This window comes from Lacrimispora sp. YZC11, from assembly GCF_057543815.1.
This window is the reverse complement of the sequence record NZ_BAAJYQ010000016.1, coordinates 572,070-588,364: the sequence shown is the minus strand read 5'-3', so window position 1 is coordinate 588,364 and position 16,295 is coordinate 572,070. Positions and strand designations below refer to the sequence as shown.

The window sequence follows — 16,295 nt, the reverse complement described above, 5'->3', positions numbered from 1 at the left end:
GGGGTCTGTACAAATTGAAGTACAAGAGTGGTTTTTTAATTCCTGTTTTTACTCGTTTTCGTTGCTTTTTGCAATTTCCTTAGTTATGTTTGCAATAGTTACTGCTTTTGCCGGATCATTTATATCTGTATTGTCAGGAATTCCAGTAATATTTACATTTCTTGTTACCTTGGCATCATATGTATTTGCCTTCATGATTTCTGTGATATCTAAGCCGGTTGTTTCTTTTACAGCTTCAATCGTCTTGGCTAAGACAGCTGGTACATAGCCCCCCATGGAAGTTACGCCTGCATCACCATTCCCGCTGTCAATGATGGTAACCTTATCGATGGCAGCCAATGGTTCTGCAATTGCTTTTGCCATCTCAGGCAATGCCTGCACAATCATTTCCATCATTGCGGCCTGCCCGTATTTCGTCATTGCATCCGCTTTCTTTTCCATTGCTTCTGCTTCAGCAATACCTTTCGCCTGGATTGCAGAGGCTTCTGCTTCTCCTTTGGCTATTATACCTTCGGCTTCCTGGAGCATAGCATATTTTTCTGCTTCAGCCAGGGCTTTCCTTGCTTCTGCCTCTTTTTCCTGCTCATACTTCTTCGCTTCCGCTTCACGCTGTCTTCTCGCTAAGTCAGCGGAAGCTTTCTGTTCCACTGCGTAACGCTCGGCATCGGCTTTCTTATTAATTTCGGCTTCCAAAGTCTGCTGCATTACTGCAACTTCTTTGTTCTTCAGTTCCGCCTCTCGTTCGGTTTTTGCAATCTGGGCATTTACCGTAGCTGTCTGAACTGTTTTTTGCTGTTCCTGGTTCTGAATTTCATAGGCTGCATCAGCTTCTGCACGTTTTGTGTCAGATTCTTTCTTTAGCTCAGCCTTCCTAATCTCAAGTTCATTGTTCTTCTGGGAGATTTCTGTTTGTGCAAGCACTCTTGCATCATTGGAAGCTTTATCGGCTTCTGCCTGGGCAATTGCAATGTCTCTTTCTGCCTGGGCTTTTGCGATAGAAGCATCTTTCTTGATTCTTGCCGTATTGTCGGCACCAAGATCCTTAATAAGGCCATTTTCATCGCTTATATTCTGGATATTGCATGATACAATTTCGATACCCAGCTTCCTCATATCTTTTGATGCTTTTTCCATAACCTGATCTGAGAAGGAATCTCTGTCAGTATTGATTTCCTTTAAAGTGAGAGTACCGATAATCTCTCGCATATTACCCTGAAGGGAATCCTGTAAGTCAAGTGTAATCTGATCCTGGTTTTTGTTTAAGAAGTTCTTTGCCGCTAATTTGATTCCTTCTTCCGTTGGTTCGATCCTTACTTTTGCAACAGCGTCAACATTTACGTTGATGAAATCATTTGTTGGCACTGATTGTTCTGTCTTAATATCCACCGTCATCTGGCCGAGATAAAGTTTATCCAATCTTTCAAGAAATGGGATTTTGATTCCGGCGCATCCAATTAAAATCTTTGGCTCTTTCTTCAATCCTGAAATAATGAAAGCCCTGTCAGGCGGAGCCTTTACATATCCGCTTGCTAAGATTCCAAGTAATATGATCACCGCTAAAAAAACCAAAGCGAACGGTAAAATAATTTGTAACATAATTTCTCCTTTCAATCTTAAAGTGTTACAGATGCATGGTACTGGGAAATTCTTTATATGAAGAAAAAACCTCGTAAATACGAGGTTTTTCATAAGCTCCCGGGGGAACTCGAACCCCCGACCCACGCATACGAAAATTGTTTTTCCGCATTGTGATTTGTAGAAAAGTGGGAAAAACCTCGAATTTACAATGCTTTTTCGATTTTTAATCTTTTGAAGAAGTAGGAATAGATATTTAGGGTTGTAGTTGGATCGGCATGACCAAGAACCCCGGCGACAGACTGTACATCCATATTATTTGAAATCAGAATGGCAGCAGCGGTGAGTATGATATCACGTAACACTTTTTAATTGCAATCAAAAATAGTCTTGGCTGCAAGATATTTCCCGAAATCATCCTTCCATTTTTGGTGAATCTTCGATGAATCCCATACATTCAGAATGTTCGGTTCAAAAACCATTTTTATCATTAAATCATGGCGGTTTGCTCTGTCAATACAAGATGAAAATGTCTGAATCTGTTGGATTCCAGGTATCTCAGTTGCATGTGAAAACAGATCATTAATTTGGCTGATTAATTCTTCTTTATTAGAAACTGTATCTATAAATTTTACAATGATATAGTGTGTCATAGTGCCTCCTTATATAGTTTGGTTTTATAATAGCACATTTTTACAGTTATTGAAAACAAAAGTTTTCCATTGTGGCAGAAGGGGAGAATACAAAATCGTAAATATATAGCAAAGGAAATCGTAGATAGATAAAAAATAGACAAATTAGTATTTAAAGTATTGCTGCACATTGGAAAATTAATATTGATAGTTAGTAAGTATGGTGGTATTCTACTCATGAACGTAATTTATATTTGACGAAAGAAAACAGGTGAATACTATGGTTGAAACAATATATTTTGCAGGTGGCTGTCTATGGGGTGTACAAGCATTTATCAAAACACTAAAAGGTGTTATTAATACTCAAGCAGGACGAGCAAATGGTTATTCAAATACTCTCGAAGGTGAGTATGATGGTTATGCTGAATGCGTAAAAACAGAATTTGACCCTGAAATTGTAACTGTTCCTCAACTAATGGATTATTTCTTTGAGATTATAGATCCTTACAGTGTGAATAAACAAGGTAATGATGTGGGAATAAAATACCGCACAGGCGTATATAGTAAAGTGCCTCGACATTTGGAAGATGCCAAGAATTATATAACAGAAAGAGCAGATAGGGACAAAATTGTAGTGGAAGTTCTTCCGCTGATGAATTACGTTAAAAGTGCAGATGAACATCAAGATAGATTAGATAGATGCCCTAATGACTATTGTCATATTCCTAAAGATTTATTACACAAATATTCATAGCTCACTGTTATGAGCATAATACGAAGCCGGCAAAATCAAATATATAAAGAAGACTACTAACTATCAGTATTAAGCTGGTAGTTTTTTAATGCAATAATTTAAAACAAGAAAACTGAAATTTATTTGGGAATAAGATAGGTGATATGTATGTTTTGGTGAAAAGTTTGTGAATCTGATTGCATTAGATATGGATTCATACGCAGCCAAATACGGTTCAAACCTCCGGAACGGCTTACGGTTTCTGTATGGGCTGAAAAGTACCGCCTTTTATCTCCTGAAAGCTCCGCAGAGGCTAGACCGTAGAGAAATACCAGAACGCCGTACTTAACCGAGGTTATGAACGCCGGCTGCCCCTGTTGCAACCTCCGGCATTAAAATAAACCGTACCAACGTAATAGGCTGCAGGCTGAAGTTGAAAAGCAGTATAGATGCAGGACGCCTGGGGCTGTCAGGGGAGGCCGCAGACGCATGGCAAAAAAAGACGGAAGCTGAATTTAAACTATGGGCGGAACGGAAAAACGCCTGTGATACCATTGGGGTAAATGATTATTATACAATATTGCTAAGATTAGTATTGTATCCTATTTTTATATTCATTAGTAATCACGGAGCCGGTGACGCTCACGCCGGATCAGGATGTGGCGCTGCAGTATCCGGGATTAGCAAAATAAATTATTTTTTGGATTTCAACTATTTCGATTTTTCGCTCCCCAATCACACAATTCTTCTAAAATGGGTAATAAAGTTTGTGCTCTATCTGTTAGACTATACTCAACTTTAGGAGGAATCTGGGGATACTCTTTCCGTTTCACCAGTCCATCCGCTTCCAATTCTTTTAATTGAGAACTCAATATTTTAAAGGTAATAGTTCCTATTTGTCTATGCATTTCATTAAAACGAACTGGTTGGTTTTCAGCTAAAAGGTATATAATAACCATTTTCCATTTTCCACCAATCACTGACATTGTATAACCAAAAGGGGTATCTTGAATATTTTTAACTATGCCATTAAAATCAGCCATACCCATACTTACACTATCCTTTCAAATAGTACCTTTCAATAAAGTACGTACTTTTTTTATATTTGAACTTAGTATATACTAAGCTCACATTAAAGTAAAGGAGCGATAATTATGACTGGTATTAAAACCTATAATCACGGCCTTCCATGGGAAGGCGAACACGGTATTGCCCAAGGTTACTGCGTTAACGGCATCTTATACATTTCGGGGCAATTCTCCCATGATATGCAAGGCACATTTGTTGGAGAGGGAGATATAGAGGTACAGACGAAACAAACATTAGAGAATCTTGATCGAGTGCTTGCAGAATTTGGTGCTACAAAATCAAATATTGCTGAGATTGAGATTTTTCTAATAGACCCGCAAGAACATTTTGAAAAATGCATTAAAATTTTTAAGGAGTATGTGGGTGATCACCGACCAGCTGGCACTCTCGTGGGTGTATCAAGTATGTCGTTTCCCGACCAGCTGATTGAAATTCGTGCTGTGGCACATATCGATTAATTTTTTTCAGGGGGTAAAGAGGCGCTATAAGATCAATTAGTAAAAATCATGATTGCTATTAGCGCAATGCAGTGAGGTGTAATGCACGATTGCTTTAACCCGTAGCAGGGCTTAAGTTGGAGCATGAGTTGTAGGTATCAATCAGAATGGAGCGCAGGGACGGAGTCAATTTTTAACCCATAACGCTCACACCAATGTAATAAATTAGTAAAAGGCGGGTACCTGTATTTGGGGCTCGCTTTTTCTGTTATGTACATTCTGTTTATGTGTTCGATTGACAAATCAGGACGGGGTGATGTAGTATCCGGGATTGGTTGGATGATAGAAGGGCAATCCTCAATTTCACGCCTTGTCTATTTAGCTCATACATTATAGTACAATCTTAGCTAAGGGAGGTATATAATATATGTGCTGCTTTAATAGATGTTGTGGATGCAATTTTGGATGCGGGTTTAATAGATGTTTCGGATGCGGGTTTAATAGATGTTTCGGATGCGGATTTAATAGATGTTGTAATTTCGGATGCAGATGTAATTTTGATAACGACTGCGATAATCGGTGTGACAGAGACAGGTGTGACAGAGACAGGTGTGATAGAGACCGGTGTGACAGAGACCGGTGTGACAGAGACCGGTGTGACTGCTAATAAAAAAAGACTGTAAAAACTTTAATAGCAGGCGATATAATTTTGGCGGGTATCCGGAACTCCGGCCCGCCTTTCTATTTGGAGTATCTATAGCCATTCTCGTAATTCACACCTTGTCTACCTGTCCCATATAATATTGTGAGTTCAGCATGAAAGGAGTCTAAGTATATGAGTAGTGAAACTTTAAAATGTAGATGCAAATGTTTTGAAAAGTGCGAACCTAAACGCGAATGTGAATGCGAAAAGAAACGCGAATGTGAATGCGAAAAGAAACGCGAATGTGAATGCGAAAAGAAACGCGAATGTGAATGCGAAAAGAAACGCGAATGTGAATGCGAAAAGAAACGCGAATGTGAATGCGAAAAGAAACGTGAATGCGAATGCGAAAAGAAACGTGATCATGATAAGGACTGCGAATGGTTCGGAAAAGCATTAAAAGAAGCTTACTGGAGAGGCTTTAAAGACGGCTGCAGAAAATGCAGACGTAAAGAAAATGAATGTGACGAACGTGAAAAGTATGATGAGTATGAAGATTACGAAGAGTATAACGAGTATTAAAGATAGTTAATGATAAGAGCGGGCTTCGGTATTCCGGGCCCGCCTAATAAAGTACTTTGCAATCTGCTTGTATCATATTATGATATTTACGCAGGGTGGCAGAAAGGGAAGCCACATGAATAAAGATAATACTCTAAAAGCAATCAATCTAATCAATTATAATGGCATGTCCATTAATCTAAATGATGTGTGTATGTCTCACACAGTATTCCAAAAAGGTCAAGTTTTAGAAGTAGCAATATACGAGGATATGATAGTAATAGTACCAGCCTTATCTCAAGATAATGGTGTAATTCATATTTGCCACTCTATAAAAAAGAGGTAGGGCATCTATCTTTCGTTAAGCTGCTCCACACAAAAACCATCGCAGTACATGGGGCAGTTCCCAAAAGTACCGCGCCTGCCAGATATTCCGTTGCCAAATCTGGCGAGATGAACACTTTTAAAATTACAAAGATAAACAGTGAGGCGATTGCATACATGGTAAATGGTTTTATAAACCAGTTAGTAATCCATGTAACAAACACCCTTTTGGATTTTTGCCAACATTTATAATACTTTGAAAATCTACTTTCATTATCATAGGGTAAATCATCAGCCAGATTAAAACTGCCATCGGGTATAGATAATTTGGCATACTCAAACTGATTCATAAAATCGGGGATAGCTGGTAAAAACCTTCCTATTAATGCTTATTATGTGTAAAAAAGATATAAAGCCTGCTAACTGCAAAAAGAGCAAGCGCAGTATACTCATTTTAGGATTTATTTCGATATAAAGGTTATTACTCTCTTCAAGGCTAGGTGATAGGAGATGGACACAAGCTGATTTAGCTGGGGCAAGTAAGAAAATTAAGATAGTGGGAAAGTGGTGGGATTGAGAAAAAATAGGATTTTAAGAAAGAAAAAAGTTTTATAGAAAGAAAAAAAGCCTTGAATTATCAAGGCTTTTTGCTAAGCTCCCGGGGGGACTCGAACCCCCGACCCACGCATTACGAATGCGTTGCGCTACCAACTGCGCTACGGAAGCAATCCGGTTTTTTATTATAAGGCCTAAACCTTTGATAGTATAACAGTTAAGCTGTAAAAAATCAACCCCTTCATGAAAAAAAACTTAAATTATGGAAGGATTGCCAAAGCTTACATAAAAAGCTATAATTAGTGAAAAGTTACAAGAGAGAAATCTTATCTCTTAAGGGTTAATTTTCTATCATGAACTGTCCATGGACGGTTAAGGCCTTTGATGAGATGTTATTATTAAATAAAGGAGAGACCCTGTCGCCGGAAGATGTCAGGGGGGTATGTGACCGTGATGGAAAAATGGGATAAAATCCGAAAGCACGTTTATGTCAGCGGGCGGGTACAAGGGGTGGGATTCCGCTTCCGGACCCAGCAGCTTGCCCGGGGCCTTGGCCTCACAGGCTGGGTGAAAAACTTAGATGATGGGAGGGTGGAAATGGAACTGCAGGGGCGGGAAGATGAAATAGACCGCCTGATTGACAGTTTAAGACAGGACCGTTACATTAGGATTGACAGCTTCCAGGCAGTACGAATTCCGCTGTTGGAAGATAAAGGATTTCAGATGAAGTATTGAAAGAGGCAAAAGAAAAGCGGGTTGTCCTTTCGGTGATAATCCGAATCAAACCCGAGACTTAGTGGTCACCGTGTTAAAAAACTTATCATATATTATAAATAATATAAAAGCGGAGATCAAAGGTGAATTTCGCTACCAATAATTATCTGCAGAAGTTATACGCGCAACAAGTCCCTTATATACAGAGAAAACTTGATCCCAATCGAATAAGTGTACCTATCGGTTATCAAATAGAAATTTTTGCTCAAGGATTAAATGCACCTATTGGTATGGTTTTCACGGAAAAGGGGGATATGTTAATTGCTGATTCCGGACTGGTCACCATGAATCCTCAAGTAATACGTATAAGTAATGAAGGCATGGAAGTGGTTGCTGAAGGCTTTAACGTTCCTCTGACGGGGATAAATTATAAAAATGGATACATTTATGTGTCGCATAAAGGAGTAGTAACAGTAATTAATCCCAATGGAACGAGACAAGATATTATAAAGGGATTGCCAAGTTTTGGGGACTTTAGTAATAACCGGGTCGAGGTTAGTAATAATGAGAAAATTTATTTTGGGCAGGGAACAGCAACAAATTCTGGTGTAGTAGGACTAGATAATAACTGGATTTTTGATCATCCGTATTTTCACGATTATCCAGGTTCTTATATAATTCTTAACCAAGCTAATTTTGAAACAAAAAATGTAATGATACCAGCTATGGAGTCGGCTATTACCGGATCTTTTTCTCCTTTTGGAGTTCCTAATATACAACAATACGAAGTTAGAAGGGGCACACGTTTAGCTTCAGGTAGTGTTTTAAGAGCAAATTTGGATGGCTCTAATATAGAACTGGTTGCATGGGGGCTTCGCAATCCATTTTGTATGAAATTTGATAACTCAGACCGGCTGATTATATCAAATCAAGGTATGGATACCAGAGGAAGCAGACCGATTGCCAATGCATTGGATGAATTGTTTTTATTTAAAACAGGCGCGTGGTATGGCTGGCCAGATTACTCAGGAGGGGAACCAGTGACAATGCCTAGATTTACACCAATTAGGGGTAGAAAACCAGAATTATTGCTTGAAACAATTCCATCTGCCCCGCCTGCCCCAACTGCCGTTTTTCCAACAGGTTCTACTATCATGGGATTTGATTTTAATGAAACGCCGGATTTTGGTCCTATAGGAGATATTTATATTGCATGTTTTGGCAGAGTCCAATATGAAGAGTCTAATGAATATATACATTCAGGCGTAGGCCATAGGATCATGAGAGTTAATATTGTTAGTGGGGAGATATCAACATTTGCGATAAATAAATCGGGATTTCCTGAAGAAAGCGGTTTGAGCAGGCCCACTGATGTTGTTTTCGGACCTGATGGCGCAATGTATATATCAGATATGGCAATAGCCGATATAGAAAGGCCAAATATGTATTTGTCAAATACGGGAGTAATATGGAGAATTAGAAAAATAGCGTTATAAGTGTGCTTTATTAACCAAATATTTGAAGAAAAAAAATATGTTTAAATGTTATTTTAGGTTGAGCCAGCAAGGAATATAATAATAAACCCTGCTGACTTAGCTGCAATTATTAAACATAGCTCTGGCTTTTTTAATATACAGATTTTTGGTACATATACATTTTATCAATTTGGTATTTTGAAGAAAATGGATAAGTTAGATGTGATTAATAAATCGGCAGAAGATTATGCGATGTGTACGTTAACAGCTTGTAAACCACGATTGCCATTGATTGTTTCGAAAACGACAGACTGACCATCTTCTAAAGACTTGTAGCCGTCCATAGCAAGACCTGAGAAGTGTACGAATATATCATTACCCTCTTCATCGCAAATAAAACCGAATCCTTTTTGTGCATTAAACCATTTCACTGTACCTTTATACATGAAAGATACCTCCTTAAAGTTATTGTATTTTCATAAAACAAAAATATCGCATATATGTGTAAATCATCAATAGAATAATGACTTACAAATATATGCGAAATCAAAACTTTATTAAAAATACTAATAAATCATAGCACGGAAGTGCGAAGAAGTCAAGCGAAAAAAGAAGATATAGAATTTGCCCCAAAACTATACATCACGCCATATATTTACAGCAATGCTGTAAAAAAATAAGTGGTGTTAAGACGTAAAAAGAGGACTCTCCAAATTTTTGGAAGTCCTTTTTATACGTAAATATAAAGAAAAAAAGCAGATAACGGGAATCGGACCCGCCTCCTCAGCTTGGGAAGCTGATGTTCTACCAATGAACTATATCTGCTTAATCTTATTTGACACGTTTTATATTATAGCATAGGGTGTAGGAAAAGTTCAATACTTTTTTATAAATTTAGTAAAAAAACTGCCAGAAACTTGCCAAAAATGGAAGAGGCATTGTATAATGGGAGATGACAATACCAGATGTGGAGGAGTATCATGGCAAAAGCACAGTATAATGCGGACAGTATTACCGTATTGGAAGGCCTTGAGGCGGTTCGAAAACGTCCGGGCATGTATATAGGAAGTGTTGGGACAAAGGGACTGAACCATTTGATTTATGAGATTGTAGATAACGCGGTGGACGAGCATCTTGCCGGTTACTGCAGCCAGATATGGGTCACCCTGGAAGCGGATGGGTCCTGTACCGTAAAGGATGCAGGACGTGGAATTCCGGTGGAGATGCACAAAAAGGGAATATCGGCAGAGCGCGTGGTGCTGTCTACCCTTCATGCAGGCGGTAAATTTGATAATGATGCCTACAAGACCAGCGGCGGTCTTCATGGAGTCGGTTCCTCGGTTGTGAACGCCCTGTCCGCCCACATGAAAATTAAAGTATATAAGAATGGTCTGATTCATTACGACGAATATGAGCGGGGCATACCAACGGTAGAACTGGTGGATGGCCTGCTTCCCACGTTAGGAAAGACAAAAGGGACAGGAACGGAGATCAACTTCCTTCCTGACGGGGAGATTTTTGAAAGGATCCGTTTTAAAGCGGAATGGTTAAAAAGCCGCCTTCATGAAACTGCGTATTTGAATCCGGAGCTTCATATCACCTATGCCAACAAAAGGCAGGGAGAAGAGGAAACCGTCATTTATCATGAACCGGAAGGAATCATCGCTTATGTAAAGGAGTTAAATGCCGGAAAGGATGCAATTCACGATCCGATTTATTTTAAGGGGACCCTGGATAAGGTTGAAGTGGAAGCTTCCCTGCAGTTTGTGGATACCTTTGAGGAGAATATCCTGGGTTTTTGCAACAATATTTTCACCCAGGAAGGGGGAACCCACCTGGCTGGATTTAAGACCCGTTTCACTCAGATGATCAATAACTATGCAAGAGAGCTGGGGATTTTAAAAGAAAAGGATGCCAACTTTACAGGAGCAGATACGAGAAACGGTTTAACGGCCGTGGTGGCAGTAAAGCATCCGGATCCTATTTTTGAAGGTCAGACAAAGACAAAACTTGCAAGCGCCGATGCCACAAAGGCGGTATTTACCGTGGCAGGAGATGAACTGCAGCGGTATTTTGACCGGAATCTGGAAGTTTTAAAGGCAGTGATCGGCTGTGCGGAAAAATCTGCAAAGATCCGTAAAGCAGAAGAGAAGGCAAAGACTAACATGCTTTCCAGGTCAAGGTTTTCCTTTGACAGCAATGGAAAGCTGGCAAACTGCGAAAGCCGTGATGCAAAAGAATGTGAAATTTTTATCGTTGAGGGAGATTCCGCGGGCGGTTCCGCAAAAACGGCCCGTAACAGGCAGTATCAGGCCATCCTTCCTATCCGCGGTAAGATATTAAACGTGGAGAAGGCCTCTATGGACAAGGTACTGGCGAATGCAGAGATCAAGACCATGATCAATACCTTTGGCTGCGGTTTTTCAGAAGGATACGGCAATGATTTTGATATTTCAAAGCTGCGGTATCATAAAATCATTCTTATGACCGATGCCGATGTGGATGGAAGCCATATCGACACCCTTCTTCTCACCTTTTTGTACCGGTTTATGCCGGAGCTTATTTATAACGGCCATGTGTTTATAGCCATGCCGCCCCTGTTTAAGGTAGTGCCAAAGCGGGGAGAAGAACAGTACCTTTATGATGAAAAGGAGCTGGAGCGCTACCGCAGGACCCATACGGGAGAATTTACCCTGCAGCGGTATAAGGGACTTGGAGAAATGGATGCAGAACAGCTGTGGGAAACCACTCTGGACCCTGAAAGGCGGGTGCTGAAACAGGTGGAAATCGAAGATGCCCGTATGGCTTCGGAAATTACCGAAATGCTCATGGGAAGCGATGTGCCTCCAAGGCGGCAGTTTATCTATGAGCATGCGGATGAAGCTGAGATTGACGCGTAAGGAGAAGGAGTAATGGCAGAAAAAATCATTAAAACAGAATATTCCGAGGAAATGCAGAAGAGCTACATGAATTATTCCATGAGCGTCATCACTGCCAGAGCGATCCCGGATGCAAGAGACGGATTAAAGCCGGTACAGCGGCGAGTATTATATGACATGAGCGAGCTTCGTTTAAACCATGATAAGCCCCACCGGAAGTCGGCGCGTATCGTGGGTGATACCATGGGTAAATACCATCCCCATGGAGACAGCTCCATATATGAAACTCTGGTAGTCATGTCCCAGATATTTAAAAAGGGGATGCCTTTGGTCAACGGCCACGGAAACTTCGGTTCCATTGAGGGAGACGGAGCGGCAGCCATGCGTTACACAGAAGCCAGACTGGAGAAGTTTGCAGAGGAAGTCTATTTAAAGGACTTGGATAAGACGGTTGATTTTATACCCAATTACGATGAAACGGAAAAGGAACCGGAAGTACTTCCTGTGCGTGTTCCAAACCTGCTGATCAACGGGGCGGAGGGGATTGCGGTAGGTATGAGCACCAGCATCCCACCCCATAACCTGGGTGAAGTCATAGATGCGGTCCGGGCATATATTGATAATCAGGATATTACCATAAAGGAATTAATGGAATATTTGCCTGGACCGGATTTTCCCACTGGCGGCATCATAGCAAATAAAAGCGATCTGTCTGCCATCTACGAAACCGGCGTAGGAAAAATCAAGCTCAGAGGCAAAATAGAAGTGGAGCTTGGAAAGCGCAAGGCAGATAAGGATAAGCTGGTGATCTCTGAGATCCCTTATACCATGGTGGGCGCCGGGATCAATAAATTCCTGATGGATGTGGCAGATCTGGTGGAGGGCAAAAAGCTTACGGATGTAGTGGACATCTCCAACCAGTCCAACAAAGACGGGATCAGAATCGTCCTGGAGCTGAGAAAGGATGCGGATGTGGAGAGAATCCGCAACATCCTTTATAAGAAAACAAAGCTGGAAGATACCTTTGGAGTCAACATGCTGGCCATTGCTAATGGGCGCCCGGAAACCCTGGATTTAAAGGGAATCTTAAAAAATTACCTGGATTTCCAGTATGAAAATGCCACCAGAAAATATCAGACCCTTTTGGAAAAAGAACTGGAAAAGAAAGAGATCAGGGAAGGTCTTATAAAAGCCTGTGATATCATTGATCTGATCATCGCAGTTTTAAGAGGTTCCAAAAACTTAAAAGATGCCAAGAACTGTCTGATCACCGGAGATATTTCCAATATAAACTTCCGGGTTAAGGGATTTGAAGAGGATGCGAAAAAGCTGTGCTTTACGGAAAAACAGGCAGGAGCTATTCTGGAAATGCGCCTTTATAAGCTGATCGGCTTAGAGATCCTCCAACTGGAAAAGGAGTATAAGGAAACGCTGGCTAAAATCGCTGAATATGAAAAAATCCTGTCCAGCCGCAAAAACATGGATGCGGTCATTAAAAAAGATCTGGACAATATCAAAGCTGAATATTCAACTCCAAGAAGGACTCTTATTGAGGATGGTAGGGAAGCTGTTTTTGTGGAAGACGCAGTTGCCATATCAGAGGTCGCCTTTGTTATGGACCGGTTTGGGTACTGTAAGGTGCTTGATAAGAATACTTATGAAAGAAATAAAGAAACCATTGAAACAGAGAATCCTTATGTGGTAAACTGTTTCAATACGGATAAAATATGTATCTTTACCAATACGGGAAACTTGTATCAAGTGAAGCTTCTGGATATCCCCGGCGGCAAGCTGCGGGATAAAGGAACGCCAATTGACAATTTAAGCAAGTTTGATGGTACCAGGGAAGAAATCGTATACTTATGCCATGCACAGGGCCTTAAGGGCCGTAAATTATTGTTCTCCACCAGACAGGCTCTTGTAAAGCTGGTGCCGGGAGAGGAATTTGAAACAAATAACAGGGCCGTTGCGGCTACCAAGCTACAGGACGAGGATGGTGTCATCAGCGTTCAGCTTGTGGAAGGACAGACGGATGTGGTGCTTCAGACGTCGGCAGGCGTATTTTTACGTTTCCAGACGGATGAGATTCCTGAGATGAAGAAGAATGCCAGAGGCGTACGGGGGATCAAACTGGCGCCCGGCGAGGAGTTGGAGACCGTGTATCTTTTAGGAGAGGATCCTGTCATTCATTACAAGGAAAAAGAGGTCCACTTAAACCGGCTGAAAATTGGAAAACGTGACGGTAAGGGCAGCAAGGTGCGCCTATAATGCTTTACTACAGCATACATTTTAAAGAAATGTATTTGTGGGGCGTACAAATGTATTTTTCTGGCGAATAAATATTGATTTTTTTTTCACTTTGTTATAGGATAGTTAAGAATTTAGCATATGATAAGAATACAAAATGAAAAGAAAAGAGGAGAAAGCGATGGAAAAAAAATTACGAGTTGGCGTTTTAGGAGCAACCGGTATGGTGGGACAGAGATTTATTTCTCTTCTGGAGAAACATCCATGGTATGAGGTGGTGACTGTGGCAGCAAGTCCTCGTTCTGCTGGCAAAACTTATGAGGAAGCAGTGGGTGACCGTTGGAAAATGACCACTCCAATGCCTGAGTCCGTAAAAAAATTAACTGTCATGAATGTAAATGAAGTGGAATCGGTTGCTGCCAGTGTTGATTTTGTTTTCAGCGCTGTGGATATGACCAAGGAAGAAATTAAGGCCATTGAGGAAGCTTATGCAAAGACCGGTACACCGGTAGTATCCAATAACAGCGCTCATCGTTGGACGCCGGATGTTCCTATGGTGGTGCCGGAGATCAATCCTGAGCATTTTGAAGTCATTAAAGACCAGAAAAAGCGTCTGGGCACGGATCGGGGATTTATTGTGGTAAAGCCCAACTGTTCCATTCAAAGCTATGCCCCTGTCCTGACGGCCTGGAAAGAATTTGAACCCTATGAAGTGGTGGCTACGACTTATCAGGCAATCTCAGGAGCCGGAAAGAATTTTAAGGACTGGCCGGAGATGGTAGAAAATATCATTCCTTATATAGGCGGGGAAGAAGAAAAGAGCGAACAGGAGCCACTTCGCCTCTGGGGAAAGGTTGAAAACGGAGAGATCGTGAAAGCCAGTGAACCGGTTATCACCTGCCAGTGCATCCGGGTACCCGTATTAAATGGACATACGGCGGCTGTATTCGTAAAATTCCGTAAAAAACCGACCAAAGAGGAATTGATTGACCGCATCGTGAATTTTAAGGGTATTCCTCAGGAACTGGAGCTTCCCAGCGCCCCCAAGCAGTTTATACAGTATTTAGAAGAGGATAACCGTCCTCAGGTAACCCTTGATGTGGATTTTGAAAAAGGTATGGGAATTTCCGTAGGACGTTTAAGAGAAGATTCGGTTTATGATTATAAGTTTGTGGGCCTGTCCCACAACACGGTCCGCGGAGCGGCCGGCGGTGCAGTTCTCTCAGCAGAGCTTTTAACCGCGAAGGGATATATCAAAGCCAAGGAATGATTGGATCATAAAGCTCCCGGCCTGCAGGGAGGGAGCTTTCAATAAAAGGTATATGGAGGAAGGAAAATGGCATACAAGAAAGAGCTTTGGGGAAACATGCCCGATGGAAGAGAAGTGCATTTGTATACACTGGTAAATAGAAACGGAGTTTCTGCTTCTTTTACAAATCTGGGTGCTGTTTGGGTCAGCATGAATGTGCCTGACAGGGCTGGATCAATGGTTGATGTTGTCCTGGGATTTGACAGTGCGGATGAGTATCTTTTAAATCCGCCCCATTTTGGAGCTCCCATTGGAAGGAACGCCAACCGTATTGCAGGTGCAAAATTCAGCATAAATGGAAAAGATTACAAGCTGGAGGCCAATAATGGACCTAACAATCTCCACAGCGGTCCGGACCTTTACCATAGCCGTCTTTGGGACAGTGAGGCAGAGGAAAATGATCTGGGAACCAGTGTCAGCTTTTCTCTTTTTTCACCGGATGGAGACCAGGGCTTTCCGGGGAATGCAAACATTACCGTAACCTATACACTTACTCCGGATAACAGCCTTGAAATTTCCTACCATATGATCTGCGATGCAGATACCGTAGCAAACTTTACCAATCACAGTTATTTCAACTTAGATGGACATGACGGCGCAGATGCTATGAAGCAGCGTGTCTGGATTGACGCAGATACATATACAAGGGCGGATGAAGGTTCGATTCCCACCGGGGAGTTCACCCCTGTTAAGGGAACTCCTATGGACTTCACAGTGATGAAACCCATTGAACAGGATATCAATGAAGAATATGAGGCGCTGATATTCGGCGGAGGTTATGACCATAACTGGGTCTTAAACCACCCGCAAGGTGAGGTTTCCCAGTGTGCCGCATCGGAATCAGATAAGACAGGCATCCGGATGGAGGTTTATACAGACCTTCCTGGAATACAGTTCTACACTGCGAACTTTTTAAAAAATGGAATGACGGGCAAAGGCGGAGCGGTATACGAAAAGCGTTGCTGCTATTGCTTTGAAACCCAGTATTATCCTGATTCCGTGAATAAACCGGAATTCCAGTCTCCAGTCTTAAAAGCCGGAGAAGAATATAAGACAACAACCATTTACAAGTTTTCTAATATAAAATAGAAATGAACAGATAAAATAAACCAGGGACGCAGG

General features: G+C 41.3%; 15 protein-coding genes, 2 tRNA genes and 1 pseudogene. 11 read left to right on the top strand and 7 right to left on the bottom strand.

Translation table 11 applies throughout. The features are described 5' to 3' along the window. Positions 1-48: 48 nt before the first annotated feature. A complete protein-coding gene (locus tag AC27IJ_RS18055; protein WP_312444222.1) occupies positions 49-1,596 on the bottom strand; it encodes an SPFH domain-containing protein in 1,548 nt (515 codons plus the stop codon). A gap of 347 nt (positions 1,597-1,943) precedes the next feature. Next, positions 1,944-2,228 (bottom strand): hypothetical protein, encoded by a 285-nt coding sequence (locus AC27IJ_RS18050; RefSeq protein ID WP_312444219.1) that lies wholly within the window; start codon positions 2,226-2,228, stop codon positions 1,944-1,946. 259 nt (positions 2,229-2,487) lie between these two features. On the opposite strand from AC27IJ_RS18050, the gene AC27IJ_RS18045 reads away from it, so the two are divergent. Together AC27IJ_RS18045 and AC27IJ_RS18040 are read left to right on the top strand one after the other, a co-directional pair. Next, positions 2,488-2,961, top strand: coding sequence for a peptide-methionine (S)-S-oxide reductase (locus AC27IJ_RS18045; protein ID WP_312444216.1), 474 nt, complete (start codon positions 2,488-2,490; stop codon positions 2,959-2,961). Between the two features lie 364 nt (positions 2,962-3,325). Continuing rightward, positions 3,326-3,742: pseudogene (locus AC27IJ_RS18040) on the top strand (phage portal protein); the annotation flags it as partial. On the opposite strand, the gene AC27IJ_RS18035 reads toward AC27IJ_RS18040, so the two are convergent. Then, positions 3,648-3,989, bottom strand: coding sequence for a winged helix-turn-helix transcriptional regulator (locus AC27IJ_RS18035; RefSeq protein WP_312444212.1), 342 nt, complete (start codon positions 3,987-3,989; stop codon positions 3,648-3,650). The pseudogene AC27IJ_RS18040 and the gene AC27IJ_RS18035 overlap by 95 nt on opposite strands. A gap of 105 nt (positions 3,990-4,094) precedes the next feature. Here AC27IJ_RS18035 and AC27IJ_RS18030 point away from each other — a divergent pair, with 105 nt between their 5' ends. The 3 genes from AC27IJ_RS18030 to AC27IJ_RS18020 all read left to right on the top strand — a co-directional run bounded on the left by AC27IJ_RS18030 (position 4,095) and on the right by AC27IJ_RS18020 (position 5,691). Continuing rightward, on the top strand, positions 4,095-4,487 hold the full coding sequence (locus AC27IJ_RS18030) for a RidA family protein (protein ID WP_312444209.1): 393 nt from the start codon (positions 4,095-4,097) through the stop codon (positions 4,485-4,487). 440 nt (positions 4,488-4,927) lie between these two features. After that, complete coding sequence (locus tag AC27IJ_RS18025) at positions 4,928-5,149, top strand: hypothetical protein (RefSeq protein ID WP_312444207.1); 222 nt, start codon at positions 4,928-4,930, stop codon at positions 5,147-5,149. 152 nt (positions 5,150-5,301) lie between these two features. Further along, positions 5,302-5,691 (top strand): hypothetical protein, encoded by a 390-nt coding sequence (locus tag AC27IJ_RS18020; RefSeq protein WP_487150047.1) that lies wholly within the window; start codon positions 5,302-5,304, stop codon positions 5,689-5,691. A 308-nt stretch (positions 5,692-5,999) separates the two neighbouring features. Here the strand turns inward: AC27IJ_RS18020 and AC27IJ_RS18015 are convergent, their stop codons facing one another. Together AC27IJ_RS18015 and AC27IJ_RS18010 are read right to left on the bottom strand one after the other, a co-directional pair. After that, on the bottom strand, positions 6,000-6,344 hold the full coding sequence (locus AC27IJ_RS18015; RefSeq protein WP_331655707.1) for an arsenic resistance protein: 345 nt from the start codon (positions 6,342-6,344) through the stop codon (positions 6,000-6,002). A gap of 303 nt (positions 6,345-6,647) precedes the next feature. Then, a tRNA-Thr gene (locus AC27IJ_RS18010) sits at positions 6,648-6,720 on the bottom strand. Positions 6,721-7,002: 282 nt separating this feature from the next. On the opposite strand from AC27IJ_RS18010, the gene AC27IJ_RS18005 reads away from it, so the two are divergent. Further along, a complete protein-coding gene (locus tag AC27IJ_RS18005) occupies positions 7,003-7,284 on the top strand; it encodes an acylphosphatase (RefSeq protein WP_312444376.1) in 282 nt (93 codons plus the stop codon). 122 nt (positions 7,285-7,406) lie between these two features. After that, entirely contained in the window at positions 7,407-8,759 is a 1,353-nt protein-coding gene (locus AC27IJ_RS18000; protein ID WP_487150045.1) for a PQQ-dependent sugar dehydrogenase, read from the top strand. Between the two features lie 224 nt (positions 8,760-8,983). On the opposite strand, the gene AC27IJ_RS17995 is transcribed toward AC27IJ_RS18000, so the two are convergent. Continuing rightward, a complete protein-coding gene (locus AC27IJ_RS17995) occupies positions 8,984-9,184 on the bottom strand; it encodes a cold-shock protein (RefSeq protein ID WP_312444196.1) in 201 nt (66 codons plus the stop codon). Positions 9,185-9,492: 308 nt separating this feature from the next. Continuing rightward, positions 9,493-9,563: transfer RNA gene (locus AC27IJ_RS17990), tRNA-Gly, on the bottom strand. Positions 9,564-9,718: 155 nt separating this feature from the next. Between AC27IJ_RS17990 and AC27IJ_RS17985 the strand changes: the two genes are divergently transcribed. The 4 genes from AC27IJ_RS17985 to AC27IJ_RS17970 all read left to right on the top strand — a co-directional run bounded on the left by AC27IJ_RS17985 (position 9,719) and on the right by AC27IJ_RS17970 (position 16,262). Further along, positions 9,719-11,638 carry a DNA gyrase/topoisomerase IV subunit B gene (locus AC27IJ_RS17985; RefSeq protein ID WP_312444195.1) on the top strand — a complete coding sequence of 640 codons (1,920 nt, stop codon included), beginning with the start codon at positions 9,719-9,721 and terminating at the stop codon, positions 11,636-11,638. Between the two features lie 12 nt (positions 11,639-11,650). After that, positions 11,651-13,885 (top strand): DNA gyrase/topoisomerase IV subunit A, encoded by a 2,235-nt coding sequence (locus AC27IJ_RS17980; RefSeq protein WP_312501847.1) that lies wholly within the window; start codon positions 11,651-11,653, stop codon positions 13,883-13,885. Positions 13,886-14,045: 160 nt separating this feature from the next. Beyond that, the gene (gene asd / locus AC27IJ_RS17975) at positions 14,046-15,134 is read left to right on the top strand and encodes an aspartate-semialdehyde dehydrogenase (protein ID WP_313257882.1); all 1,089 of its coding nucleotides are present in this window, start codon (positions 14,046-14,048) and stop codon (positions 15,132-15,134) included. 66 nt (positions 15,135-15,200) lie between these two features. After that, entirely contained in the window at positions 15,201-16,262 is a 1,062-nt protein-coding gene (locus tag AC27IJ_RS17970; RefSeq protein WP_312444186.1) for an aldose epimerase family protein, read from the top strand. The last annotated feature ends 33 nt before the right edge of the window (positions 16,263-16,295 follow it).